This window comes from Pseudomonas paraglycinae, assembly GCF_021601625.1.
GTDB classification, from domain to species: domain Bacteria; phylum Pseudomonadota; class Gammaproteobacteria; order Pseudomonadales; family Pseudomonadaceae; genus Aquipseudomonas; species Aquipseudomonas paraglycinae.
The window spans coordinates 406,104-428,664 of record NZ_BQHR01000001.1 but is presented as its reverse complement, the minus strand read 5'-3'; the positions used below and the strand labels follow the sequence as shown (position 1 = coordinate 428,664).

The following is a 22,561-nucleotide window of genomic DNA, read 5'->3' as shown; positions in this document are numbered from 1 at the left end:
GACGTGGGAATGATCGGGTTGCTGCGATTACTTGGTAGGTTTGACAGTCACCGGCGCCTTGCCCGCCTTCATCTGCTCCAGCAACGGCGCGCACTGATTCGGCTCGCCACCACTCGGCGCCACCAGCGCCAGCAGCCCCGCCGCCGGCGCAGCGATCACGCCCAGCGCCACCATCCCCGCCCCGCGCAACATCAACGGCACCGCTTTCACCCCCGCATCCGGCTTGATGAACTTGCCCCGTACATACAACGGCGAGCGCAGGGAAATCAAACGCCAGCCCTTGGATTCCGGCGTCACCGTCAGGTCCAGTTGCTCGGTGGCCATGTTCGCCGTGCCGTCGATGTAGATGATTGCGTTCTCGGTATCGAACACAAACAGCCGCGTGTTCGCCAGGCCAGTCTTGATGTCGAAGTCCGCCGCCGCGCAGTTGATCTTCACTTCCTTGTCGCCAAAGATCTTGCCGACCACGTAGTTGCCGACGTTGAGCCCGGCCAGCTCCATCAACTCGCGACTGATCGCGCCGTCGTTGATCAGCATCTTCAGGTTGCCGTTGGCACCGCCCAACAGTTTGGCCACCGAGTTGCCGCGACCGGCGATATCGGCATCACCGTTGAGCTCGCCGAAACTGGTCTTCATCGGTTCGAAGGTCGGGAACAGCTGTTTGAGCTTGAACTTGCGCGCGGTCAATTTGGCCCGGCCCTCCAGCGGTTCGGTGCGACCGTTGAGGCGAATCTGCGCATCGAGGTTGCCACCGGCCACGCCGAAGCGCAGCGGCTCCAGACTCAGCTCGCCGTCGTTGAGTTTGAGGTGGGTATAGAGGTCGGTGAACGGCAGTTCTTCGCTGTGGACGATGCGCTTGCCGGTGAATTCGACGTCGGCGTCCATGTCGCGCCAGCGCTCGGTCTTGAACTCTTCCACCGGCAGCACCTTGTCCGCCGGCTGCTTGCTCTCGCCGCCACGGGCCTTCTGCTTGGCATTGGAATCGGCACCGATCAGCGGCGCAAGGTCGGCAAACAACAATTGATTGGACAGCAGCGCGCCACTCAGCTTGGGCCGTGGCTGACTGGCGACGTAGGCCAAATCGCCATGGATGTCGCTGCTGCCGATCTTGCCGTTGAACTGTTCATAGCGGAACTGCGCCCCGCCCGGCTCATGCAGCTTGGCGATCAAATGGCCGTCGGTGGCATAAGGCGGGGTGTCCGGCAGGGTTACGCCGGTCAGCGGATACAGGTTGCCGAGGCTGGCGCCGGCCAGTTTCAGGCGCAGATCGAGGGCGCCGAGATTCAGCGGATCGGTCAGGGTGCCGGCGAGTTCGACGCTGGTATCGCCGATCTTCGCCTGGGCCTGCAACGGGAACGGTTTGCTCGCGTCCTGCAGAGCCAGCAAGCCACCGATCTTGCCCTGGCCGGCGAGTTTCTGGCCGTGATACTGGCCGGTGACTTTCAGGCCGAAGGCGTAATCCTGCGGTGCGCCGCCCTTGTCCTGCGCGGTTTTTGCGGCTTTGTCGCCGACGATGTCGCTGAACGGAATCGGCTTGCCCAGCGGATCGATCAACAGGTCGAGGTTGGTCTTGAGGGTCTGATCATCGAGGGTGACGTGGCCCTTGTCGAAACCGATGGCGCCGATGTCGACCACCCAGTTCGAGGGCTCGGCATTCGGGTCCTTGGGATCGAACTTGAAGGTCCAGTTGGCGCGGCCGTCGGCCAAACGCTGCAGTTGCGCGTTGGGTTCGGTCAGGTCGATGCGCGGAATCGCGACCCGTTGCGCCAGCAAGGCCAGTGGCGAAATGCGCAGCTCGACCCGTTTAAGGGTGACCATCTGCGGCTGCTTCGACCAGTCCGGGTTGCCCAGCGTCAGGTCTTCGGCGACCACGTGCGGCCACGGCACCCAGGCGCGCCAGCCGCCCTCGTCGAGTTCACGCCGCCAGACCACCGACAGGTTGCCGTTGATGGCGAACGGTCGGTGCAATTCTTCCGAGACTTTGGCATTAAGCGGCGGCTTGATCCGGTTCCAGTCGAAAAACACGATGACCAACACCAGCACCGCCAGAAGCAGCACAAGGGTGGCGAAGGTCCAGGCGAAGATTTTACGGGTGCGCGTCATGCACAAAGCTCCTGAAGACGACTGCATCCATTGGCACGACGCAGCTGAAACGACCGGCCGTGATGGCCCTCATGAAATCTGTGACTGACAAACAGCCCGCAGGTTTAATCCAAAGCCCCATCGGGGCCAAAAAACGGTGGCCATTCTGACCGATCGGTCGAGTTGGCGTTACCGCACCCGCACTTTTGCGGAGCGCGAGTGGGTGGAAAATACCCACCACAGTGCAAAACCGCCCGCCTGAAACGCCCGAACTAGAGCCTCCCAAGCGAACAATCAATTCTGTTGATTATTACCATTGTGTTTATGAACTTTTATATCGACTTATCGAGAGTAGCATTAGCTTCGTACCCACTTTATCGCCCTCCCAAGGAGCAACTCATCATGAAACGCCAACTTCTGTTCAGTCTTACCCTCTCGATGCTGGCCAGCACCGCTTTCGCCCTGCCAGCTGCCGATCAAGCGACTCCGCAAGTCAAAACCAGCCACTCGGTGTTCAGCCAGACCGTTGCTGCTGATGGCTCCGACCGCACTCCACAAGGCCAGACCCTGGCTGAAAACGGTCGCAACCGTCTGGAAGAAAAAGGCCTGGTTCAAGATGGCTATGACAAAACCCCACAAGGTCAAACCGTAGCTGAAGGCGGCCGCGATCGTCTGGAAGAGAAAGGTCTGGTTCAAGACGGTTCGGATCGCACTCCACAAGGTCAAACCCTGGCATCTGACGGTGGCGACCGTACCCCACAAGGCCAGACTCTGGCTTCTGACGGCGGCGACCGTACCCCACAAGGTCAAACCCTGGCCGAAGGTGGTGGTGACCGTGTGATCGAACGCAACAGCGCTTTGAGCTAAGCCCATGGCGGCCTGGAAAAAAAGCCCAATCCCCGGATTGGGCTTTTGACTTTTCAGCAGCCTGTATAAAGAAGTCGCGATTTCCCTGCTCCATCTCCCCCGCTGCCGTTCGACGCCGACAAAGCCGATTTGCTAGAGTGCGGCGCTTGTCTTGCCTAAGAACACACCCTTGCGATGCTGCCCCGCGCCGAACAGAAACAACAGACCCGCAACGCCCTGATGGACGCTGCCCGCCACTTGATGGAAAGCGGCCGAGGATTCGGCAGCCTGAGCCTGCGTGAAGTGACGAAAACCGCCGGCATCGTGCCCACCGGTTTCTACCGGCATTTCGCCGACATGGACGAACTCGGCCTGGTACTGGTCAGCGAAGTCGGCCAGACCTTCCGCGAAACCATCCGCCTGGTACGCCACAACGAATTCGTCATGGGCGGCATCATCGATGCGTCGGTGCGGATTTTCCTCGACGTGGTCAGCGCCAACCGTTCGCAATTCCTGTTTCTGGCCCGCGAGCAGTACGGCGGATCGTTGCCGGTGCGTCAGGCCATTGGCCGTTTGCGGGAGGACATCAGCTCCGACCTGGCGGCGGATCTGGCCTTGATGCCCAAGCTCCAGCACCTCAATCGCGAAGGCCTGAGCGTAATGGCCGACCTGATTGTCAAATCGGTGTTCGCCACCCTGCCGGACATCATCGACCCGCCGGCCGAAGCCCTGCCCGAGCATCTGACGCCCCAGGCGAAGATCACCCAGCAGTTGCGCTTCATCTTTATCGGGTTGAAGCACTGGCAAGGGCTCGGCAGTACCGAGTGAGAAAGCAAAAAATCGCAGCCTGGAGCTGCGATTTTTTTGCGCTGCAAATTGGTGCATGAAAAAAACTTCATGCACCAAAACACCCCACAATCCTGCAACATCTTGAAACATCCACTAGGCTCCGACAGGGTTTTCCTACGCTTCGTCCGATTGGCAAGCCCCTTGCTCTAGCCTGAGCATTGTCCATTGCTGGAAGCTTTCCGATGCTGGTGATTCATCGCAGAATCGAGCCCCACCCCGTCTGGGCCGCCGAGTTGCACCTGACCTTTGAAGCCAGGAGCAAAAGCCGCTTGCGCTGTTTCAGTGCCGAAGGCGAGGACGTCGGACTGTTTCTGGAGCGCGGTCAACCGCCGCTGTATGACGGCGAGTGCCTGCAAGCCGAAGATGGCCGGATCGTCCGGGTCTGTGCCCGCCCTGAACAATTGCTGCACGTCACCTGCGCCAACGCCTTTGAACTGACCCGCGCGGCCTATCACTTGGGCAATCGCCACGTCGCGCTGCAAGTCGGTGACGGCTGGTTGCGGCTGCTCGACGATTACGTGCTCAAGGCGATGCTTGAACAACTCGGCGCGCAGGTCGAATCGATCGAAGCCCCGTTCCAGCCGGAACACGGCGCCTACGGTGGCGGCCATCATCATTCGCGGCACGGTGACGAAGACTTCAACTACGCGCCGAAACTCCATCAGTTCGGCGTCCGTTTGTGAACCCGGCCTGGGCGCTGCTGCGCCTGGCCAGTCCGCAATTGCCGATTGGCGGCTACAGCTATTCCCAGGGCCTGGAAATGGCTGTGGATAACGGCCGTGTCGACAGCCCGGACAGCGCCCGCCGCTGGATCAGCGATCAATTGCTGCTCAACCTCGCGCGGTTCGAGGCGCCCATGTTGCTTGCCCATTGCCAGGCCGCAGCGGATGAAAACTGGGATGAATTGCGCAAGCTCTGCGAAAGCCATCGCGCCAGCCGCGAAACCCGCGAACTGCATCTGGAGAGCCGGCAGATGGGCTACTCGTTGCAGCAACTACTCAACGGCTTGCCCGAACTCGATCAGGCCGCGCGGGGCTTTCTCGAACACTGCGCCGAACCGCACCTGGCCCTGTGCTGGGCACTGGCCGCGCGCGCCTGGCAGATCAGCCCGCAGGACGCCCTCGCCGCGTGGCTGTGGAGCTGGCTGGAAAACCAGCTCGCGGTGCTGATGAAAACCCTGCCGCTGGGCCAGCAAGCCGCCCAGCGCCTGACCAGCGAACTGCTGCCGCTGCTGCAACAGGCCCAGCAGGACGCCACCCGAATCAATCCCGAACACCTCGGCAGCGCCGCGTTCGGTCTGTCCCTGGCGTGCATGGCCCATGAGCGCCAGTACAGCCGCCTGTTCCGTTCCTAGGGCCTTTTATCTGGAGAATCACATGAACACACAACCCCTGCGCGTCGGCATCGGCGGCCCGGTCGGTTCCGGGAAAACCGCGTTGACCCTGGCCCTGTGCCTGGCGCTGCGCGAACGCTACAACCTGGCCGTAGTCACCAACGACATCTACACCCGCGAAGACGCCGACTTTCTGGTGCGCAACGAAGCGCTGGCGCCAGAACGCATCATCGGCGTGGAAACCGGCGGCTGCCCGCACACCGCGATCCGCGAAGACGCTTCGATCAACCTCGAAGCGGTGGATCAACTGAACCGGCGTTTTCCGGGGCTGGACCTGATTCTGGTGGAGTCCGGTGGCGACAATCTTTCCGCGACCTTCAGCCCGGAACTGTCCGACCTGACCATCTACGTGATCGACGTTTCCGCCGGCGACAAGCTGCCGCGCAAGGGCGGGCCCGGCATTTGCAAATCCGACCTGCTGGTAATCAACAAGATCGACCTCGCGCCGCTGGTCGGCGCCTCGCTGGAGATGATGAACAGCGACACCCAACGCATGCGCAACGGCAAGCCGTTCGTGTTCAGCAACCAGAAAACCGGTCAGGGCCTGGAAGACATCATCGCCTTCATCGAACGCCAGGGCCTGCTGACCGAAGCCTGATTCACTGATCAACAAGGAAGCTTATCCATGACACTCAAACGCATTCTCGGCGCCGTCGCGCTGCTGCTGACCCCGGCCCTGGCCTTCGCTCACCCCGGCCACGGCGACTCTGGCCTGGTGGCCGGCATCAGCCACCCGATCAGTGGCCTCGACCATTTGCTGGCGATGGTGGCCGTCGGTCTGTGGGCGGCGCAGCAGCAAGGCGCCGCACGCTGGGCGCTGCCGTGCACCTTCGTTGGAACCATGCTGATCGGCGGCCTGCTCGGTTTTGAAGGGCTGGAATTGCCGGCGCTGGAAAGCGGGATTGCCGCCTCGGTGCTGGCGCTGGGCCTGGCGGTGGCACTGGCGGTGCGTCCGCCGTTGGTGATGGCGGTGGCGGCGACGGCACTGTTTGCGCTGTTCCATGGCGTGGCCCATGGTCTGGAGTTGCCGGACATGTCGAGCCCATGGGCGTATGCCGCCGGATTCGTGGTCGCAACGGCTGCGCTGCATGCGGCGGGTTATGCGGTCGTGCGTTTTCTGCCTCAGGCGGCCGCGCCGCTGGTGCGACTGGCCGGCGCCGCTTCGGCGGTGACGGGCGCGTGGTTGCTGGCCGGCTGAATTGTACCTCTGATCGTTCCCGCGTATGGCGCGGGAACGATCGATCGCCACTCTCTGCTACCATGTCGCGCAATCGCCCCTGCCGTGACGACGTCCGCCCATGCCCCACGCCTCCCGCTCCACCTCCCTGCCTGAACTGACCGCCCTGTTCGGTGAAGTGCAACAGCACTTTCTCGACGTGATCGTGCCCCTCTGGCAAGGGCCGGGCTGGAACGCCGACATGGCGTTGCCTTATGAGGCGCTGGACGCTGCACATCAGCCGCTGCCACCACAGCGCTACCGGGCGATGGCCTGCGCACGGCAGCTGTACTTGTTCTCAAGCCTGATCGGGGTTGTGGATAACGCCGAAGTCCGCGCGGCTGCGTTGTTCCGTTCCCTGCAACGGCACTTCCACGATGCCGAGCACGGCGGCTGGTTCTACAGCATCGATCCGCAGGGCAAACCGCTGGATAAGCGCAAGGATCTCTACACCCACGCCTTCATCCTGTTTGCCTGCGCGCATTACTGGGAAAAGTCCCGCGAGCCCTTGGTCGAATCGACCCTGAACGCCGCGCTGGAAGTCATCGGTCGGCGCTTCGCCACTGGCGACGGCCTCTACGAAGCCTGCCTCGACCGCGACTGGATCACCCTGGAAACCGGCCCGCTGCAAAACCCGCTGATGCACCTGGCCGAAGCGTTCCTGGCTACGTTGGCCGTGCGCGAAGATCCCCAGACCCGGCAGGCGCTGAGCGAGTTATGCACAGCCATGCACAGGCGCTTCATCGAACCGCAACAAGGCGTGCTGATGGAAAAACCGCTGGGTGCTGTGGATAACTGGTTTGAGCCGGGGCATCAGTTCGAATGGTATTTCCTGCTGGAATCCTCACCGCTGCTGCGCGGGTCGAAGCTGCACGCGGCACTGGATCGTGCGTTTGCCTTCACGGAACAGCAGGGCGTCGAGAGCGACACCAGTGCGGTGCTGGCCATGCTCGATCCGCAAGGACACGGGAAGGATTCGACCCAGCGCATCTGGGCCCAGGCCGAATACCTGCGCGCCCTGACCTTGCGTCCGGGCAGTGAAAGTGCGGTGCTGCGCCAGTTGCAGGCGCTGCAACAGCGCTTCCTGCATGCCGGCGGCTGGCACGAATGCCGTGACGATCAGGGCGAGGTCAGCCGCAAGGACATGCCGTCGACCACGCCGTATCACTTGGCGACCTGCTACCGCGGCCTCGCCGACTATCTGAGCTGACAGCCGTGGCGAGGGAGGCGACTCCCTCGCCACGCAACATCAGGCAATCCACTTCCTGTCGCCGGTGAAGCTGATGGTCAGCCAGCGCGCCGCATCCGGTTTGCCCAGCTTCGCGGAAATCTCCTCACGCAGCACATCCAGCTGACCGACGCTCTGCAGCCGGTAATTCGCCGGCAACACCACATGAATTTCGATGAACCGCGCCCGCCCGTGCTTCTGCACGTAGGACACGTAGTCGTCGAAACCATGCTCGACCTTGGCCGCATCCATCACCTGGCGCACCTGATCGTCCAGCGTGTCCGGCGCAATACCGAGCACGTCCCGCAGCGCCGGGCCGAGAATCTTGAAGGCCGGTGGCAGCATGGTCAGGGCCAGCACGATCAGGATCAGCGGGTCGACGAACTTCGCCCACTCGCCATAACCCTGGGACTTGAGCAGCAGCGCCGCGAGGAAACTGATCAGCAGGCCCACCGACAGCATCGCGTCCACCAGCCAGCTGATGTTGTCGAACTGGATGAGGCTCGACTTGAGCTTGCGATTGCGGTGACGCACGTAGAAGAAGTAGGCGAACTCGACAACGGTGAACACCGCCGCGTAGATGATCACCAGCCCCAGCTCGATTTCACGACCGCCGTTGATGATGCCGAACACACCGTTGAGAAACGCGTAGATGGCGATCAGCAGCAGGAAACTGCCCTCGATCAGCAGCACCATCGGCTCCAGATGCCAGAAACCGAACTGGAAACGCTGGTTGCTTTGCTTGGCGATCAGCTTCGCGGTGATCAGCATCAGAACTTTGATGAAGGTTGCGATCAGCGAAAAAAAGCCATCGAACAGGATGGATTGGGAACCCGAAACAAAACCGGTGGCGATCCCGGCGATCGACACGGCCAACATCAGGATGGTCGATTGTTTGAGCAGCGACTGCTCACCTCGGTTACTCACTTTGACTCCTCGAAAACCTTGAAAACCGCAGGGTGCGGTGGGGTCCTTGAGGAGTGAGTCTACCTTACTGCCAGAATTTGGCCGATTTGCCCTCTTCGCCAGCAGACTGGCAAAGAGGGCAAAACCGTATCAAGCCTTGTTACGCTCGATGGCAAAACCGGCCCAGGTCTGGCTCACCGGCATCAGCTCAAGGCTGTTGATGTTGATGTGCGCCGGCGCATTCAGCACCCAGAAGATCGTCTCGGCGATGTCCTGCGGCTGGATCGGCTCGGCACCGGCGTAGGTGGCGTCGTAACGCGCCTGGTCACCGGCGAAACGCACCAGCGAGAACTCGCTCTCGCACAGGCCCGGCTCGATGTTGCTGACGCGCACGCCGGTGCCCTGCAGGTCGCAGCGCAGGTTCAGCGAGAACTGTTTCACGAACGCCTTGGTAGCGCCATAGACGTGGCTACCCGGGTACGGGTAGTTACCTGCGACGGAGCCGAGGTTGACGATGCCGGCGCCGCGACCGTGGGCGATCAGGCGAGGCAGCAACAGGCGAGTGCTGTACATCAGGCCTTTGACGTTGGTGTCGACCATGGTGTCCCAATCGTCGAGGTCGCACTTCGGTGCAGGGTCCACGCCCAGCGCCAGCCCGGCGTTGTTGATCAGGCCGCGCAGCTTGGCGAACGATGGCGGCAGGTTGGCAATCGCCTCCTCCATCGCCTTGCGATCACGCACGTCCAGCACCAGGCCATGCACTTCGGTCTGCTTCGACAGCTCGGCGCATAGCGCATTGAGGCGTTCTTCACGACGACCGGTCAGCACCAGTTTCCAGCCGGCCTCGGCAAAACGACGGGCACAGGCTTCACCAAAACCGGAGGTCGCGCCGGTGATAAACAGGGTGTTGGACATCGTGTTCTCCTTGCTTCGGCCGCCGGGGCAGCCATTGGAATAGAAAATCAGCGGGCAGCATGCCCGGCCCCGCTTTAACCGGCAACCACCGAATCCTGCTCATTAATTGATCAGCGGCCGCTACGCCATATGCGCCGCGGCCTGTAGCCATGTGCACGCACGTTATCCACAAGCCCTTCCACAGTTTCCGGGGGCAAGTGGAAAAGCGCAAAGCCGCGCCACACAAGGCTTTGCGAGCGATTCAGAAAGTTTTTTGCTTGACCCTGAACAACCAGTTGTGCCGGGCAGGGCATTTTGCACGACCGACCGGTCATGGCCATGATTGCGCGAGGCCAGCAATTACGGCCCTTAGCCAAGTCTTTCCAGAGTTTAATCACAGACTTATCCACAGGATTGACCACAGCCATCAGCGCTGTTTTGCACCCCCATAAAAAGGTTGACAAACAGGCCTTCTCCTCAGCGAAAACACGCTGATCAAAAAACAACCACAGCGCTGCAAGCCACGGTTTCAAAGGCTTTCAGCCAGCTACACCCACGTTATTCACAGCCAGCTCCACAGCAAACGGGGACAAGTCAAAACTGTGGAAAAACAGCCATTTGCAGCGGCTTTATGTCGCGCTTTGGCAGGTTGGCGATTTTGTTTTCCACAATTTCCCGAAAGTCCTGGTTTCCAGTGAACGAGCAGACGCAAAAAAGCCCCGACACTCACGCATCGGGGCTTGTGGACAACTTCAAACGATCAGTGACCGCCGAGGTAAGCGTTGCGCACTTCCTCGTTCACCAGCAATTCCTGGCCGGTGCCCGTCAGGCGGATCTCGCCGTTGACCATCACGTACGCCCGGTCGGACAGTTTCAACGCATGGTTGGCGTTCTGCTCGACGAGGAAAATGGTCATGCCGGTTTTCGCCAGTTCCCGCAGGGTGGCGAAGATCTGTTTCACCACGATCGGCGCCAGCCCCAGGCTTGGTTCATCCAGCAGCAACAGCTTGGGCCGGCTCATCAGCGCCCGGGCGATGGCGAGCATTTGCTGCTCGCCGCCGGACATGGTCATCGCCCGCTGCGTGCGGCGCTCTTCGAGCCGCGGGAACAGCTCGAACATGCGCTGCATGTCTTCCTTGGCGTACTTGTCACCGATCGGAATGGTGCCCATCAGCAGGTTTTCCTCGACGGTCATGTCAGGGAACACCCGCCGCCCTTCCGGCGATTGCGCAATGCCGTTGGAAGCGATGTAGTGCGATGACTTGTGGGTAATGTCCACGCCTTGATAGAGGATCTGTCCGCCCGCCGCCCGTGGCTGGCCGAAGATCGACATCAGCAGGGTGGATTTACCGGCACCGTTGGAGCCGATCAGGCTGACAGTTTCCCCTTCGTTGATCTGCAGCGAAACGCCTTTGAGGGCCTGGATCGGACCGTAGAACACGTCCAGATCCTTGAGTTCGAGGATGGGTTGCGTCATACGACTTCCTCTTCGTCGGCGCCCAGGTAGGCCGCGATCACTTTCGGATCGTTACGAATGGCATCCGGTCCGCCCTCGGCGATGACGATGCCGTGGTCCAGCACCACAATGTGATCGGAAATGCTCATTACCATGCCCATGTCGTGTTCGATCAGCACCACGGTCAGATCGTGCTCGTCGCGCAGCAGCCGGATCATCGCGCTCAGCGCTTCGGTTTCCTGAGGGTTGAGGCCGGCGGCCGGTTCGTCGAGGCAGATGATCTGCGGCCGCGTGCACATGGCCCGGGCGATTTCCAGACGGCGTTGCTGGCCGTAGGACAGTTCACCGGCCAGACGGTTGGCGCAGTCCACCAGATCCACCACTTCCAGCCAGTAGAACGCGCAGTCCAGCGCGTCGCTTTCAGCCTTGCGATAGCCCTTGGTGTTGAGGATGCCGGCCAGCATGTTGCGGTTCACCCACATGTGCTGGGCCACCAGCAGGTTTTCCAGCACCGACATTTCCTTGAACAGGCGAATGTTCTGGAACGTCCGGGCCAGGCCCGCGCGGTTCACCAGGTGGGTGCCGCCGAACATCTTGTAATACAGACGGCTGGCAAAGTTTTTCGGCGAGACGAAGTCGGTCGGCTTGAACGACTCGCCCAGTAGCTGGATGACGTTGGTCTGCTGGCCGCGCACGTTGAGTTCGATCTTGCCGCCGGAGGCTTTATAGAAACCGGTCAGGCAGTTGAACACCGTGGTCTTGCCGGCGCCGTTGGGGCCGATCAGGGCGAAGATCGAGTTGCGCTTGACCTTCAGGCTGACATCGCTCAAGGCCTTGATGCCACCGAAGTGCATCATCAGTTTTTCAACAGAGAGTACGACTTCACTCATGGCGCAGTCCTCTCATAGTGAATGGCACCTTTGCGTGGAGTGACTCCGGTACGGCTGATGCGGATCAGCCCGCGAGGTCGCCAGATCATCATCAACACCATCAGGATCCCGAACAGCAGCACGCGGTATTCGGCGAAGCCGCGCAGCAGTTCCGGGGCGACGGTCAGCACGAACGCTGCAATCACCACACCGATGGTCGAGCCCATGCCGCCGAGCACCACGATGGCGAGGATCAATGCCGATTCGAAGAAGGTGAACGAGGTCGGGTTGACGAAGCCTTGGTAAGTGGCGAAGAACACACCCGCCAGACCTGCCGTCGACGCACCGATGGTGAACGCCGAGAGCTTGACCAGCACGTGGTTGAGGCCCATCGAGCGGCAGGCGATTTCGTCTTCACGCAGGGCTTCCCAGGCGCGGCCGACCGGCATCTTCACCAGGCGATGCTTGATGTACAGCACGGCCAGTACCACCAGGAACAGCACGGCATAGATGAAGTAATACTTCACGTCCGGGTTGTAGGCGATGCCGAAGAACTCGTGAAACGGTACCCCGCCATCCTTCGCCCGCTTGCCGAATTCCAGACCGAAGAAGGTCGGCAGTGGCGCCGGCATGCCGTTCGGGCCGCCGGTCAGGGACAGCCAGTTGTTGAGCACCAGACGAATGATTTCACCGAAGCCCAGGGTCACGATCGCCAGGTAGTCGCCGTGCAGGCGCAGCACCGGGAAACCGAGGATGCAACCGGCAAGGCCAGCAGTGATCGCCGCCAGCGGCAGCACGGTCCAGAAGCCCAGGCCGAGGTACTGATAACCGAGCGCCAGACCGTAGGCACCGATGGCGTAGAACGCCACGTAACCCAGGTCGAGCAGGCCGGCCAGACCGACCACGATGTTCAGGCCCAGACCCAGCAGCACGTAGATCAGTCCGAGGATGACCACGCCCAGCAGGTAGGAGTTGGAGAAGAACGGCAACGCCACGGCGATGGCGATCATCAGCGGGATGATCCAGCGCAGGCGCGATTTGTAGTCCGGGGCCAGCACGTGCACGCCGGAACCGGTGCTCTCGAATCCGTCGAGAATGCGCAGGCCCTTGGGGGTTTGCAGGAACAGACTGAGGGCAAAACGGCCGGCCATGACGATGGCAATGATCCACGCCACGCGGGTCGGTTCGAGGTTGAAGCTGTAGCCGTCGAGTACCACGCCGACAATCGGCCCGAACACGATCAGGGCAATCAGACCGGCGAGAATCGCCTCAACCAGGCTTTTTTTGACATCGATGGATTTTGTAGTGGTTGAAGACATCGCTTACACCTTCGACACAAGAGGACGACCCAGCAGGCCCTGAGGCCGGAAGACCAGAACAAGTACGAGCAGCGAGAAGCTGAACACGTCTTTGTAGTCGGAGTTGACCAGGCCCGAGAACAGCGACTCGGAGATCCCGAGGATGATCCCGCCGAGCATGGCGCCAGGCAGCGAACCGATCCCGCCCAGTACCGCCGCAGTAAATGCCTTGATGCCGATGATGAAGCCGGCATAGAAGTCGAAGGTGCCGTAGTTCATGGTGATCAGCACGCCCGCCAACGCCGCCATGGCCGCACCGATGATGAACACGTAGGAAATGACCCGGTCGGTGTTGATGCCGAGGATCGAAGCCATTTTGCGGTCTTGCTGGGTCGCACGGCACATGCGCCCGAGCTTGGTGTACTTGATGACGTAGGTCAGCAGGCCCATGCCGACGAATGCGGCCACCAGGATGAAGACTTTGGTGTAGGTCAGTTGCACGAAGCCGGTACCGACTTCGACACGCCATGCACCGGTCAGCAGCGTGGGTACGCCCTGTTGTTTGGCGCCCTGGGCGATCTGTGCGTAGTTTTGCAGAATCAGGGAGATGCCGATGGCGCTGATCAACGGTGCCAGTCGGGTGGAGTTGCGCAGGGGTTTGTAAGCGACTCGCTCGATGACCCAGCCATACACCGCCGTGATCACGATGGTGAATATCAGGGTGCCGAGCATCAGCAGTGGGAAGGATTCAATACCGAAGTAAGCCAGCAGAGCCAGACTGATTGCCGCGAGGTAAGCGGAAATCATGTAAACCTCGCCGTGGGCGAAGTTGATCATGCCGATGATGCCGTAGACCATTGTGTAGCCGATGGCGATCAGGCCGTAGACCGACCCGAGGGTCAGGCCGTTGACCAGTTGCTGCAGGAAAATACCATCCATAACGCAATCTCACGCAGTGAGAACCTGCACACCCTGGGGCGCGCGGTTCTTCTAGGAAAAATACAGATTTACGTCGGAGCAATGTCAGACAGGAAACCGCAACCCCCTTGTGGGAGCTGGCTTGCCAGCGATAGCGGTAGAACATTCAACAAAGTTGTCGACTGTCAGGCCGTCATCGCGGGCAAGCACGCTCCCACAGGGAATGTGGCGTCCGGTTGATCAGGTGCCGTTATTTCTGTTTTTCCAGCTGGTGATATTTGCCATCCTTGTCCCACTGGTAGACCACGTAGTCGGAGACCTTCAGGTCGCCTTTGGAGTCCCAGGTCTTCTCACCCATGACGGTCTTGACCGGGTTCTTCTTCAGCCAGGCAGCGGCCTCCTCGCCCTTGTTCGACTTGGCGCCGTTGAAGGCGGCGGCCAGGGCCTGAACCGATGCATAGGCGTACAGGGTGTAGCCTTCAGGCTCGGTGCCAGCCTTGCGGAACGCATCTACCACAGTCTTGCTGTCTGGCAGCAGGCGCGGGTCGGCACCAAACGTCATCAGCACGCCGTCGACGAATTGCGGGCCACCGGCGGTGGTCACCAGTTCGTCGGTCACGATGCCGTCATCGGACATGAACTTGACGTCTTTCAGGCCTTGCTCACGCAGTTGGCGAACCAGCGGGCCGGCTTCCGGGTGCAGGCCACCGAAGTAGACAACATCGGCGCCGGCGCCACGGATCTTGGTGACGATGGTGCTGAAGTCTTTTTCGCCACGGGTCAGGCCTTCGTACAACACCGGCTTCACGCCGCGTTTTTCCAGCTGAGCCTTGGTGGCATCGGCCAGGCCCTGACCGTAGGTGTCCTTGTCGTGCAGCACGACGACTTTCTTGCCCTTGAGCACGTCGACGATGTAGTCGCCGGCCACGATGCCTTGCTGGTCGTCACGGCCGCACATCCGGAACATGGCGCTCAGGCCGCGCTCGGTCACTTGCGGGTTGGTGGAACCCGGGGTGATCGCGATGATGCCGGCTTCGTCGTAGATCTCGGACGCAGGAATGGTGGAGGACGAGCAGAAGTGGCCGACCACACCGGCGACCTTCTGGTTGGTGAGGTCCTTGGCGACCGTCACCGCCTGTTTCGGCTCGCAAGCGTCATCGCCCTTGACCAGGACGATCTTCTCCCCGTTGACGCCGCCCGCCGCGTTGACCGCGTCGGCCGCCGCTTGTGCCCCTTTCATGTACTGTTCGCCAAATGCCGCGTTGGCGCCCGTCATCGGACCCGCCACACCGATTTTCACATCAGCTTGTGCAAACGCAGAAACACCCAGCGCAGTAGCCACTGCGAGGGCCAGAAAGCCTTTCTTGTAAAACGTCTGGGACATGAGGTGGTGCTCCAAGGTTTTTTTTAGTTGGCACTGCGACTTCACTTGAATGCTCAGAGCAAGGGCCGTGCCATCGGTTTTTTATTCTTCAAAAAGTCGCTGCTTTCTTGTTATTTCGACTGTTTCGTTCCCATTTTCATTGGGCGTGCAACCGTCTAAACCGCGGAAGGTGAAACCAATTATTTTTTCAGGCGCAACCCGCACGCGCCATCATTGCAACCGCGGCGCCAAACGACGTGCAACCAGCCTGTAACAGCCCGCGTCACCGAACTGCACACTGCTGGTGCGGGACTGCTACAACCCGCACCATTACAGGCTAGTCGCTACATCGAAAAGCGCCGCTTCCGGCAACATATTTCAACACTCAAATGACGATCCGCAGGCACTGGCCCGCGTGATACAGCGAGAACCCCGCCTCGTACAGACAACTGCGCAAGCCCACACCCGCCAGGGGCTGCATCGGTGCGAAGGGAATCGGCAATGCCTGAGGATTTCCGTTACACAGGTAATCGGCGAAGGCCTTGCCGACCACGGTGCCGGTGGTCACGCCACGGCCGTTATAACCAGTGACGGCCACCAGTCCGGGCGCCGGCTCGAACAGGCGCATCAGGTGATCGGGAGTGAAAGCGATGCGCCCGGTCCAGGTGCATTCCCACTCCACGGGTTTGAGGTTGGGGAAGTAATGCTGCTGCACCCGGTCGGCCCAGGCCTTGAGGAACCAGGTCGGTTTCTGATTGCCGTTGCCGAGACTGCCCAGCAGCAGACGACCATCCTTGTCACGGCGGATGCTGCTCAGCACCTGACGGGTATCCCACGAGCCCTGCCCGCCCGGGAGAATTTCCTGGGCGGCGTCTTCGGTGAGCGGCACCGAAGCGACCTGATAGTAGTAACCGGGAAAGAAGTTGCGCTTGAGTTCGGTCCAGTCGCCTTCGGTGTAGGCGTTGGAGGCGATCACCACTTGTTCGGCGAGCACCGAACCCTGCTCGGTCTGCACCGACCATTTCTGCCCCTGGCGCTCAAGACGCGCGACCGGGGAATGATCGAACATTTGCCCGCCAAGGCTCATTACAGCGTTGGCCAGCCCGGTGACGTAGGCCATCGGATTGAGCGTACCGGCGCGCCGGTCGAGCAGCGCGGCGGCAATCTTCTGTGTGCCGGTCGCCTGTTCACAGGCCTTGCCGGTCAGCAGTTCAACCGGCGCCCCCCGGCGTTTCCACTGTTCTTCGCGACTGCGCAGGTCCGCCTCGCCCTTGGCGTTGTGCGCCATGTGCAGGGTGCCTTCGCGGCGCAACTGGCAATCGATGTTGTACTTATCCACAAGGCTGAACACCAGCGCCGGCGCCGCACCAAGCATGCGGTTGAGCTGGCTGCCAACCGCCTCGCCAAAGCCGGCCTCGATCTCGTCCGGCGGAATCCACATCCCGGCGTTGACCAGCCCGACGTTGCGCCCGGAGCCTCCATGCCCGGCGCGATGGGCTTCGAGCACGCAGACGCTCTTGCCTTTTTCCAACAGATGCAGCGCCGCCGACAACCCGGTAAACCCGGCGCCGATCACGCAGACATCAACCTTGACCTCGCCCCTGAGCGCCGTGTTATCCGGTCGTTGCGGCGTGAGGTTTTCCCACAGACATTCTTCGCGTAACGGCATTGCCAGACTCCAACAGAAACCTGCCAAACACACCTAAAAGATCGTTCCCACGCTCTGCGTGGGAACGCAGTCAGGGACGCTCTGCGTCCCGAAAGCGAACGCGGAGCGTTCGGTGCAGCATTCCCACGCAGAGCGTGGGAACGATCAATAGCTTTTGAGAAAACTGTCAGTCGAAAGTAATGCCCTGCGCCAGCGGCAACTCCAGCGAGTAGTTCACGGTGTTGGTCTGCCGGCGCATGTACGCGCGCCATGCATCCGAGCCCGACTCGCGACCACCACCGGTTTCTTTTTCACCGCCAAACGCGCCGCCGATTTCCGCGCCGCTCGGGCCGATATTGACGTTGGCAATGCCGCAGTCACTGCCGACCGCCGACATGAATTTCTCGGCTTCGCGCACATCGGTGGTAAAGATGCACGACGACAGACCTTGCGGCACGGCGTTGTTCAGGCGCAGCGCCTCTTCAAAATCGCTGTAGCCGACCACGTACAGGATCGGAGCGAAAGTTTCGCTGCACACCACGTCGCTCTGCTCCGGCATTTCAACAATGGCCGGCGCCACGTAGTAAGCATTGGGGAATTGATCTTCCAGTTGGCGCTTGCCGCCGAATACCCGACCGCCCTCGCTCAACGCTTGTTCCAGCGCGTCCTGCATGTTTTCGAAGCTGTGCTTGTCGATCAGCGGACCGATCAGGTTGCCTTCCAGCGGGTGACCGATCCGTACCTTGGAGTACGCAGCCTTCAGTCGGGTGACGATTTCTTCTTTCACCGATTCATGGGCGATCAGGCGACGCAACGTGGTGCAACGCTGGCCGGCGGTACCGACGGCGCTGAACAGAATGGCGCGCACGGCCATGTCCAGATCGGCACTCGGGCCGAGGATCATTGCGTTGTTGCCGCCCAGTTCGAGAATGCTGCGGGCGAAGCGGGCGGCGACTTTCGGCGCCACTTCGCGGCCCATCCGGGTGCTGCCGGTGGCACTGATCAGCGCGACACGCGGGTCATCCACCAGCGCTTCGCCGGCATCACGACCGCCGATGATTACCTGGCTCAGGTACGCCGGGGCATCGCTGAAATTCTTCAGTACGCGTTCGAACAGCGCCTGACAGGCCAGCGCGGTCAGCGGGGTTTTCTCCGACGGTTTCCACACCACCGGGTTGCCGCAGACCAGCGCCAGCGTGGTGTTCCACGCCCACACCGCGACCGGGAAGTTGAACGCACTGATCACGCCGACCACGCCCAGCGGGTGCCAGGTTTCACGCATGTGGTGGCCCGGGCGCTCGGAGGCGATGGTCAAACCGTACAACTGGCGGGACAGGCCGACGGCGAAATCGCAGATGTCGATCATCTCCTGCACTTCACCCAAGCCTTCCTGAGTAATCTTGCCGGCCTCCCAGGAAACCAGTTCGCCAAGATCATTCTTGTATTCACGCAGCACTTCGCCGAACTGACGCACCAGCTCGCCGCGACGCGGGGCCGGCACCTTGCGCCATTGTTCGAACGCATGATCTGCGCGACTGATGTGCTGCTCGACTTCGGCCGGGCCTTCCCAGTTCACGGCGCCGATGCGGCTGCCGTCGATGGGCGAATGCACCGGCACTTTGCCGTTCTGGTACAGGGCCGGGTTCACACCTAGACGATCAAGCAATGCGGCAACCATGGGTCACTCCTCGAGCAAAAAACTGAATGTGTGCGGGCGCGATTTCACGACCGGGCAGACCTTTAGTTGTAGCGTCAGGAAGGCTGGGCAACAAACGACCTTTACGCGAGATATCATTCCGTTTATTCATGCTGCGCAGAAAGACAAGAAAAGGATCGCCCATGCTGAACAAACGCCACTTGCCGTCGATCACCGCGTTGCAGTGCTTCGAGGCCGTGACCCGGCACCTGAGTTTTACCCGGGCCGCCGAGGAACTGAACCTGACCCAGAGCGCCGTCAGCAAGCAGGTGGCGCAGCTCGAAGAATTGCTGCAGCACTTGTTGTTCCGCCGGGTGCGCCGCCGCTTGCAGATGACCCCGGCCGGCGATCTGTATCTGGTGGAAGTCAGAAAAATCCTGACCCAGGTCGAGATGTCGACCCATTACCTGCGCTCCTACGGCGGCGAAACCGAAGTCCTGCGCGTCTCCACACCCTCGACCTTCGGCGCCCGCTGGCTGGTGCCGCGCCTCAAGGGCTGGCGTCTGCGTCATCCGTCGATTCATCTGGACCTGTGCAACGAGCAGGAAGCCGATGACCTGCTGCAAGGGTGCAGCGACCTGGCGTTCTATTTCGGCCAGGGTTCACGCCCCGGCACCGAATGCCTGAAGCTGTTCGGCGAAGAGCTGGTGCCGGTCTGCGCACCGAGCAGCCTGCCGGACACTCCGTTGTCTGATCCAACGCAACTCACCGATCTGGTCCTGCTGCAGAATGCTTCGCGCCCGCAAGCGTGGCACGACTGGTTCGACAGCCAGGGCTACCAGACCGAACACAGCTACCATGGCCCGCGTTTCGAAACCTTTTATATGTGCATCCGCGCCGCGCAGGTCGGCTGCGGCGTCGCCCTGCTGCCGAGGTTTCTGGTGGAAGAGGAATTGGCCGACGGCAAACTGGTCATTCCCTGGCAGCATGCAATGCCCAGCACCGATGCCTATTACCTGGCCTACCCGGAACACGCGGCAGAAGTGCCCAAGGTGCGTGATTTCGTGAAGTGGATGCTGGAGCAGATCGACAGTCCCGATGCGGTCTGAGGCGCTGTGCCGGGATAAAAATCGCTGGCAATCCCCACCCCGGATATGCGCCACTAGCGCCATTGATTGATACCGCGCCAACGCGCGGCCCGCCTGGAGACCCCGTTATGAGCGAGAGTGTGTTTGCCGATCGCATCGTGCAGAACCTGCTCGACACCGACTTCTACAAACTGACGATGATGCAGGCGGTGCTGCACAACTACCCCAACGTCGAAGTCGAATGGGAGTTCCGTTGCCGTAACAGTGAAGATCTGCGCCCGTATCTGGCGGAGATCCGGTTCCAGGTCGAGCGTCTGGCCGAGTTGAGCCTGAGCGCCGATCAGTTGAGCTTTCTCGAGCGCATCTCGTTCCTCAAGCCGGATTTCCTGCGCTTCCTCGGCCTGTTCCGCTTCAACCTGCGCTACCTGCACACCGGCATCGAGAACGGCGAGTTGTTCATCCGCCTGCGCGGGCCGTGGCTGCATGTGATCCTGTTTGAAGTGCCGCTGCTGGCGATCGTCAGCGAAGTGCGCAACCGCTATCGCTACCGTGAAACGGTGCTGGAACAGGCCCGCGAACAGCTGTATCGCAAATTCGACTGGCTGACCGCCAACGCCTCGGCGGAAGAATTGTCGCAGTTGCAGGTCGCCGATTTCGGCACACGCCGGCGGTTTTCCTACCGCGTGCAAGAGGAAGTGGTGAACGTGCTCAAGCACGATTTCCCCGGGCGTTTCGTCGGCACCAGCAACGTCCACCTGTCCCGCGAACTGGACATGAAACCGCTGGGCACCATGGCTCATGAGTGGATCATGGCCCACCAGCAACTCGGTCCACGGCTGATCGACAGCCAGATCGCCGCCCTCGATTGCTGGGTTCGCGAGTATCGCGGGCTGCTGGGGATCGCCCTGACCGACTGCATCACCACCGACGCGTTCCTCGGCGACTTCGATCTGTTCTTCGCCAAGCTGTTCGACGGTTTGCGTCACGATTCCGGAGATCCGGTGCAGTGGGGCGAAAAATGCATCGCCCACTATCACAAGCTCGGCATCGACCCGATGAGCAAGACCCTGGTGTTCTCCGACAGCCTGACGCTGCCCAAGTCGCTGGAGATCTTCCGGGCGCTGCGCGGCCGGATCAATGTCAGCTTCGGCATCGGCACCAACCTGACCTGTGACATTCCGGGTGTCGAACCGATGAGCATCGTGCTTAAAATGACCGCCTGCAATGGCCAACCGGTGGCGAAGATCTCCGACGAGCCGGGCAAGACCCACTGCAAAGACCCGAATTTCGTCGCCTATTTGCGACACGTTTTCCAGGTTCCTGCCGTTTCCAGCCTTTCTAGCAAGGAGTGAATTCATGCAAGCCGTACAGCGTGAGATTGCTGAACAGCTCAACGTTCAGCCGCCGTTCGCCGATTACCAGGCCCTCGAAGCGGAAGTCGCCCGACGCATCACCTTCATCCAGGATTGCCTGACCAGTTCCGGACTCAAGACCCTGGTGCTGGGCATCAGTGGCGGCGTCGATTCGCTGACCGCTGGGCTGCTGGCCCAGCGCGCCATGCGTGAACTGCGCGAGCGCACCGGTGACGAGGCCTACAAGTTCATCGCCGTGCGCCTGCCGTACGACGTGCAGTTCGACGAACACGACGCCCAGGCCTCGGTGGACTTCATCGGTCCGGACGAGCGCCACACCGTCAACATCGGCCCGGCAGTGAAGTCCCTAGCCAGCGAAGTCGCTGCCTTCGAAGGCAAGCACGCGGTGTCGGTGGATTTCGTGCTCGGCAACACCAAGGCGCGGATGCGCATGGTCGCCCAGTACACCATCGCCGGCGCGGCCCACGGTCTGGTGATCGGCACCGACCACGCAGCGGAAGCTGTGATGGGTTTCTTCACCAAGTTCGGTGACGGCGCCTGCGACCTGGCCCCGCTCAGCGGTCTGGTGAAAAATCAGGTCCGGGCCATCGCCCGCAGCTTCGGCGCACCGGAATCGCTGGTGGAAAAAGTGCCGACGGCGGATCTGGAGGACCTGTCGCCGGGCAAGCCGGACGAGGCGTCCCACGGTGTGACCTACGCCGAGATCGACGCCTTCCTGCACGGCGAGCCGGTGCGTCAGGAAGCGTTCGACATCATCGTCAACACCTACAAAAAGACCCATCACAAGCGGGTCATGCCGTTTGCGCCTTGAATCCAGGGCATAAAAAAAAAAGCGTCCTTCAGGACGCTTTTTTTTTGACCTTGTATTGCTTACTTCAGGGTCACGGTGCCTTTCATCATCGAGATGTGGCCTGGGAACGAGCAGAAGAAGCCGTATTTCTCGTCAGCCTTGAGCTTGGACACGTCGATGGTCAGCGAGTCGGTTTCCTTGGCGCCGATGATCTTGGTGTGAGCGATAACGCGCTCGTCACCGTCCTTCAGGTAGTTCTTGTCGATGCCGGCGGCCAGGCCGTCGGTGGCGATCGGCTGCATGTCGGCTTCTTTGCTGATCACCAGGTTATGGCCCATGACGTTCTTCGGCAGGCTGCCGGAGTGGGTCAGCTCGACGGTGAAGGTCTTGCAGCTCTTGTCGATCTCGATGGCCTTGGTGTTGAAGGACATCTGGTCGGTGGAGTCAACGGTGGTTTTGCACTCGGCAGCCATCAATTGGCTGCTGGCCAGCGCCAGCAGGGATACCGCAACAACTTTGGAAAACATGGTGAATCTCCAAGGCAGGGTTAACAAAAACACGAATGGTTGGAAGACTGCCTGAAATCTTCGCAAGTTCCTATGACTTGAGTCAAAAATTGTATACAACTTTCAGGCTATGACACTCATCGAAACAATCTAACAGCCAGACGTTTGGCCGGGCCGTATCTTCAGGGCTCAACGTTCATCT

21 protein-coding genes are annotated in these 22,561 nt (G+C 60.9%); 10 read left to right on the top strand and 11 right to left on the bottom strand.

Annotation, left to right across the window (positions count from 1 at the left end; translation table 11 throughout):
* Nucleotides 1–27: 27 nt before the first annotated feature.
* The gene (locus L6D82_RS01870; RefSeq protein WP_236187937.1) at nt 28–2,103 is read right to left on the bottom strand and encodes an AsmA family protein; all 2,076 of its coding nucleotides are present in this window, start codon (nt 2,101–2,103) and stop codon (nt 28–30) included.
* Between the two features lie 381 nt (nt 2,104–2,484).
* On the opposite strand from L6D82_RS01870, the gene L6D82_RS01865 reads away from it, so the two are divergent.
* The 7 genes from L6D82_RS01865 to L6D82_RS01835 all read left to right on the top strand — a co-directional run bounded on the left by L6D82_RS01865 (nt 2,485) and on the right by L6D82_RS01835 (nt 7,596).
* On the top strand, nt 2,485–2,949 hold the full coding sequence (locus L6D82_RS01865; RefSeq protein WP_064379127.1) for a hypothetical protein: 465 nt from the start codon (nt 2,485–2,487) through the stop codon (nt 2,947–2,949).
* Between the two features lie 174 nt (nt 2,950–3,123).
* Nucleotides 3,124–3,756, top strand: coding sequence for a TetR family transcriptional regulator (locus L6D82_RS01860; RefSeq protein WP_007950628.1), 633 nt, complete (start codon nt 3,124–3,126; stop codon nt 3,754–3,756).
* 203 nt (nt 3,757–3,959) lie between these two features.
* Complete coding sequence (ureE, locus tag L6D82_RS01855; RefSeq protein ID WP_102688378.1) at nt 3,960–4,460, top strand: urease accessory protein UreE; 501 nt, start codon at nt 3,960–3,962, stop codon at nt 4,458–4,460.
* Nucleotides 4,457–5,131, top strand: coding sequence for an urease accessory protein UreF (locus L6D82_RS01850; protein WP_102716976.1), 675 nt, complete (start codon nt 4,457–4,459; stop codon nt 5,129–5,131). The genes ureE and L6D82_RS01850 overlap by 4 nt, the downstream gene beginning before the upstream one ends.
* 22 nt (nt 5,132–5,153) lie before the next feature.
* Nucleotides 5,154–5,768 (top strand): urease accessory protein UreG, encoded by a 615-nt coding sequence (ureG, locus tag L6D82_RS01845; protein WP_236187935.1) that lies wholly within the window; start codon nt 5,154–5,156, stop codon nt 5,766–5,768.
* Between the two features lie 27 nt (nt 5,769–5,795).
* The gene (locus L6D82_RS01840; RefSeq protein ID WP_236187934.1) at nt 5,796–6,368 is read left to right on the top strand and encodes a HupE/UreJ family protein; all 573 of its coding nucleotides are present in this window, start codon (nt 5,796–5,798) and stop codon (nt 6,366–6,368) included.
* Between the two features lie 100 nt (nt 6,369–6,468).
* Nucleotides 6,469–7,596 carry an AGE family epimerase/isomerase gene (locus L6D82_RS01835; RefSeq protein ID WP_102716974.1) on the top strand — a complete coding sequence of 376 codons (1,128 nt, stop codon included), beginning with the start codon at nt 6,469–6,471 and terminating at the stop codon, nt 7,594–7,596.
* 39 nt (nt 7,597–7,635) lie between these two features.
* On the opposite strand, the gene L6D82_RS01830 is transcribed toward L6D82_RS01835, so the two are convergent.
* The 9 genes from L6D82_RS01830 to amaB form a co-directional block, all read right to left on the bottom strand.
* Nucleotides 7,636–8,541: a cation diffusion facilitator family transporter gene (locus L6D82_RS01830; protein ID WP_102686769.1), complete on the bottom strand. Its 906-nt coding sequence runs from the start codon at nt 8,539–8,541 to the stop codon at nt 7,636–7,638.
* A gap of 129 nt (nt 8,542–8,670) precedes the next feature.
* Nucleotides 8,671–9,435: an SDR family oxidoreductase gene (locus tag L6D82_RS01825; protein WP_236187933.1), complete on the bottom strand. Its 765-nt coding sequence runs from the start codon at nt 9,433–9,435 to the stop codon at nt 8,671–8,673.
* A 739-nt stretch (nt 9,436–10,174) separates the two neighbouring features.
* Nucleotides 10,175–10,891, bottom strand: coding sequence for an ABC transporter ATP-binding protein (locus tag L6D82_RS01820; RefSeq protein ID WP_102716973.1), 717 nt, complete (start codon nt 10,889–10,891; stop codon nt 10,175–10,177).
* Nucleotides 10,888–11,760, bottom strand: a complete 873-nt coding sequence (locus L6D82_RS01815) for an ATP-binding cassette domain-containing protein (protein WP_007950657.1) — start codon at nt 11,758–11,760, stop codon at nt 10,888–10,890. The genes L6D82_RS01820 and L6D82_RS01815 overlap by 4 nt, the downstream gene beginning before the upstream one ends.
* Nucleotides 11,757–13,058: a high-affinity branched-chain amino acid ABC transporter permease LivM gene (livM, locus tag L6D82_RS01810; RefSeq protein ID WP_039766706.1), complete on the bottom strand. Its 1,302-nt coding sequence runs from the start codon at nt 13,056–13,058 to the stop codon at nt 11,757–11,759. The genes L6D82_RS01815 and livM overlap by 4 nt, the downstream gene beginning before the upstream one ends.
* A gap of 3 nt (nt 13,059–13,061) precedes the next feature.
* Nucleotides 13,062–13,976 carry an ABC transporter permease subunit gene (locus L6D82_RS01805; RefSeq protein ID WP_007915894.1) on the bottom strand — a complete coding sequence of 305 codons (915 nt, stop codon included), beginning with the start codon at nt 13,974–13,976 and terminating at the stop codon, nt 13,062–13,064.
* 229 nt (nt 13,977–14,205) lie between these two features.
* A complete protein-coding gene (locus tag L6D82_RS01800) occupies nt 14,206–15,339 on the bottom strand; it encodes an ABC transporter substrate-binding protein (RefSeq protein ID WP_011332206.1) in 1,134 nt (377 codons plus the stop codon).
* Nucleotides 15,340–15,703: 364 nt separating this feature from the next.
* Nucleotides 15,704–16,987 (bottom strand): L-pipecolate oxidase, encoded by a 1,284-nt coding sequence (gene amaA / locus L6D82_RS01795; protein ID WP_102686774.1) that lies wholly within the window; start codon nt 16,985–16,987, stop codon nt 15,704–15,706.
* A 166-nt stretch (nt 16,988–17,153) separates the two neighbouring features.
* Nucleotides 17,154–18,644 (bottom strand): L-piperidine-6-carboxylate dehydrogenase, encoded by a 1,491-nt coding sequence (gene amaB / locus L6D82_RS01790; protein WP_236187932.1) that lies wholly within the window; start codon nt 18,642–18,644, stop codon nt 17,154–17,156.
* Nucleotides 18,645–18,805: 161 nt separating this feature from the next.
* Here amaB and L6D82_RS01785 point away from each other — a divergent pair, with 161 nt between their 5' ends.
* From L6D82_RS01785 to nadE, 3 genes are all read left to right on the top strand, one after another.
* Nucleotides 18,806–19,711 carry a LysR family transcriptional regulator gene (locus tag L6D82_RS01785; protein ID WP_236187930.1) on the top strand — a complete coding sequence of 302 codons (906 nt, stop codon included), beginning with the start codon at nt 18,806–18,808 and terminating at the stop codon, nt 19,709–19,711.
* 107 nt (nt 19,712–19,818) lie between these two features.
* Complete coding sequence (gene pncB, locus L6D82_RS01780; RefSeq protein ID WP_085685119.1) at nt 19,819–21,042, top strand: nicotinate phosphoribosyltransferase; 1,224 nt, start codon at nt 19,819–19,821, stop codon at nt 21,040–21,042.
* A 4-nt stretch (nt 21,043–21,046) separates the two neighbouring features.
* Complete coding sequence (nadE, locus tag L6D82_RS01775) at nt 21,047–21,874, top strand: ammonia-dependent NAD(+) synthetase (protein WP_236187929.1); 828 nt, start codon at nt 21,047–21,049, stop codon at nt 21,872–21,874.
* 59 nt (nt 21,875–21,933) lie between these two features.
* Here nadE and azu read toward each other — a convergent pair whose 3' ends face one another.
* Nucleotides 21,934–22,380, bottom strand: a complete 447-nt coding sequence (azu, locus tag L6D82_RS01770; protein WP_007950684.1) for an azurin — start codon at nt 22,378–22,380, stop codon at nt 21,934–21,936.
* Between the last annotated feature and the right edge of the window lie 181 nt (nt 22,381–22,561).

Coding starts and splice junctions, on each gene's coding strand:
- L6D82_RS01870 (WP_236187937.1), bottom strand. CDS start 2,103: ATGACGCGCACCCGTAAAATCTTCGCCTGGACCTTCGCCACCCTTGTG.
- L6D82_RS01865 (WP_064379127.1), top strand. CDS start 2,485: ATGAAACGCCAACTTCTGTTCAGTCTTACCCTCTCGATGCTGGCCAGC.
- L6D82_RS01860 (WP_007950628.1), top strand. CDS start 3,124: ATGCTGCCCCGCGCCGAACAGAAACAACAGACCCGCAACGCCCTGATG.
- ureE (WP_102688378.1), top strand. CDS start 3,960: ATGCTGGTGATTCATCGCAGAATCGAGCCCCACCCCGTCTGGGCCGCC.
- ureG (WP_236187935.1), top strand. CDS start 5,154: ATGAACACACAACCCCTGCGCGTCGGCATCGGCGGCCCGGTCGGTTCC.
- L6D82_RS01840 (WP_236187934.1), top strand. CDS start 5,796: ATGACACTCAAACGCATTCTCGGCGCCGTCGCGCTGCTGCTGACCCCG.
- L6D82_RS01835 (WP_102716974.1), top strand. CDS start 6,469: ATGCCCCACGCCTCCCGCTCCACCTCCCTGCCTGAACTGACCGCCCTG.
- L6D82_RS01825 (WP_236187933.1), bottom strand. CDS start 9,435: ATGTCCAACACCCTGTTTATCACCGGCGCGACCTCCGGTTTTGGTGAA.
- L6D82_RS01820 (WP_102716973.1), bottom strand. CDS start 10,891: ATGACGCAACCCATCCTCGAACTCAAGGATCTGGACGTGTTCTACGGT.
- L6D82_RS01815 (WP_007950657.1), bottom strand. CDS start 11,760: ATGAGTGAAGTCGTACTCTCTGTTGAAAAACTGATGATGCACTTCGGT.
- livM (WP_039766706.1), bottom strand. CDS start 13,058: ATGTCTTCAACCACTACAAAATCCATCGATGTCAAAAAAAGCCTGGTT.
- L6D82_RS01805 (WP_007915894.1), bottom strand. CDS start 13,976: ATGGATGGTATTTTCCTGCAGCAACTGGTCAACGGCCTGACCCTCGGG.
- L6D82_RS01800 (WP_011332206.1), bottom strand. CDS start 15,339: ATGTCCCAGACGTTTTACAAGAAAGGCTTTCTGGCCCTCGCAGTGGCT.
- amaA (WP_102686774.1), bottom strand. CDS start 16,987: ATGCCGTTACGCGAAGAATGTCTGTGGGAAAACCTCACGCCGCAACGA.
- amaB (WP_236187932.1), bottom strand. CDS start 18,644: ATGGTTGCCGCATTGCTTGATCGTCTAGGTGTGAACCCGGCCCTGTAC.
- L6D82_RS01785 (WP_236187930.1), top strand. CDS start 18,806: ATGCTGAACAAACGCCACTTGCCGTCGATCACCGCGTTGCAGTGCTTC.
- pncB (WP_085685119.1), top strand. CDS start 19,819: ATGAGCGAGAGTGTGTTTGCCGATCGCATCGTGCAGAACCTGCTCGAC.
- nadE (WP_236187929.1), top strand. CDS start 21,047: ATGCAAGCCGTACAGCGTGAGATTGCTGAACAGCTCAACGTTCAGCCG.
- azu (WP_007950684.1), bottom strand. CDS start 22,380: ATGTTTTCCAAAGTTGTTGCGGTATCCCTGCTGGCGCTGGCCAGCAGC.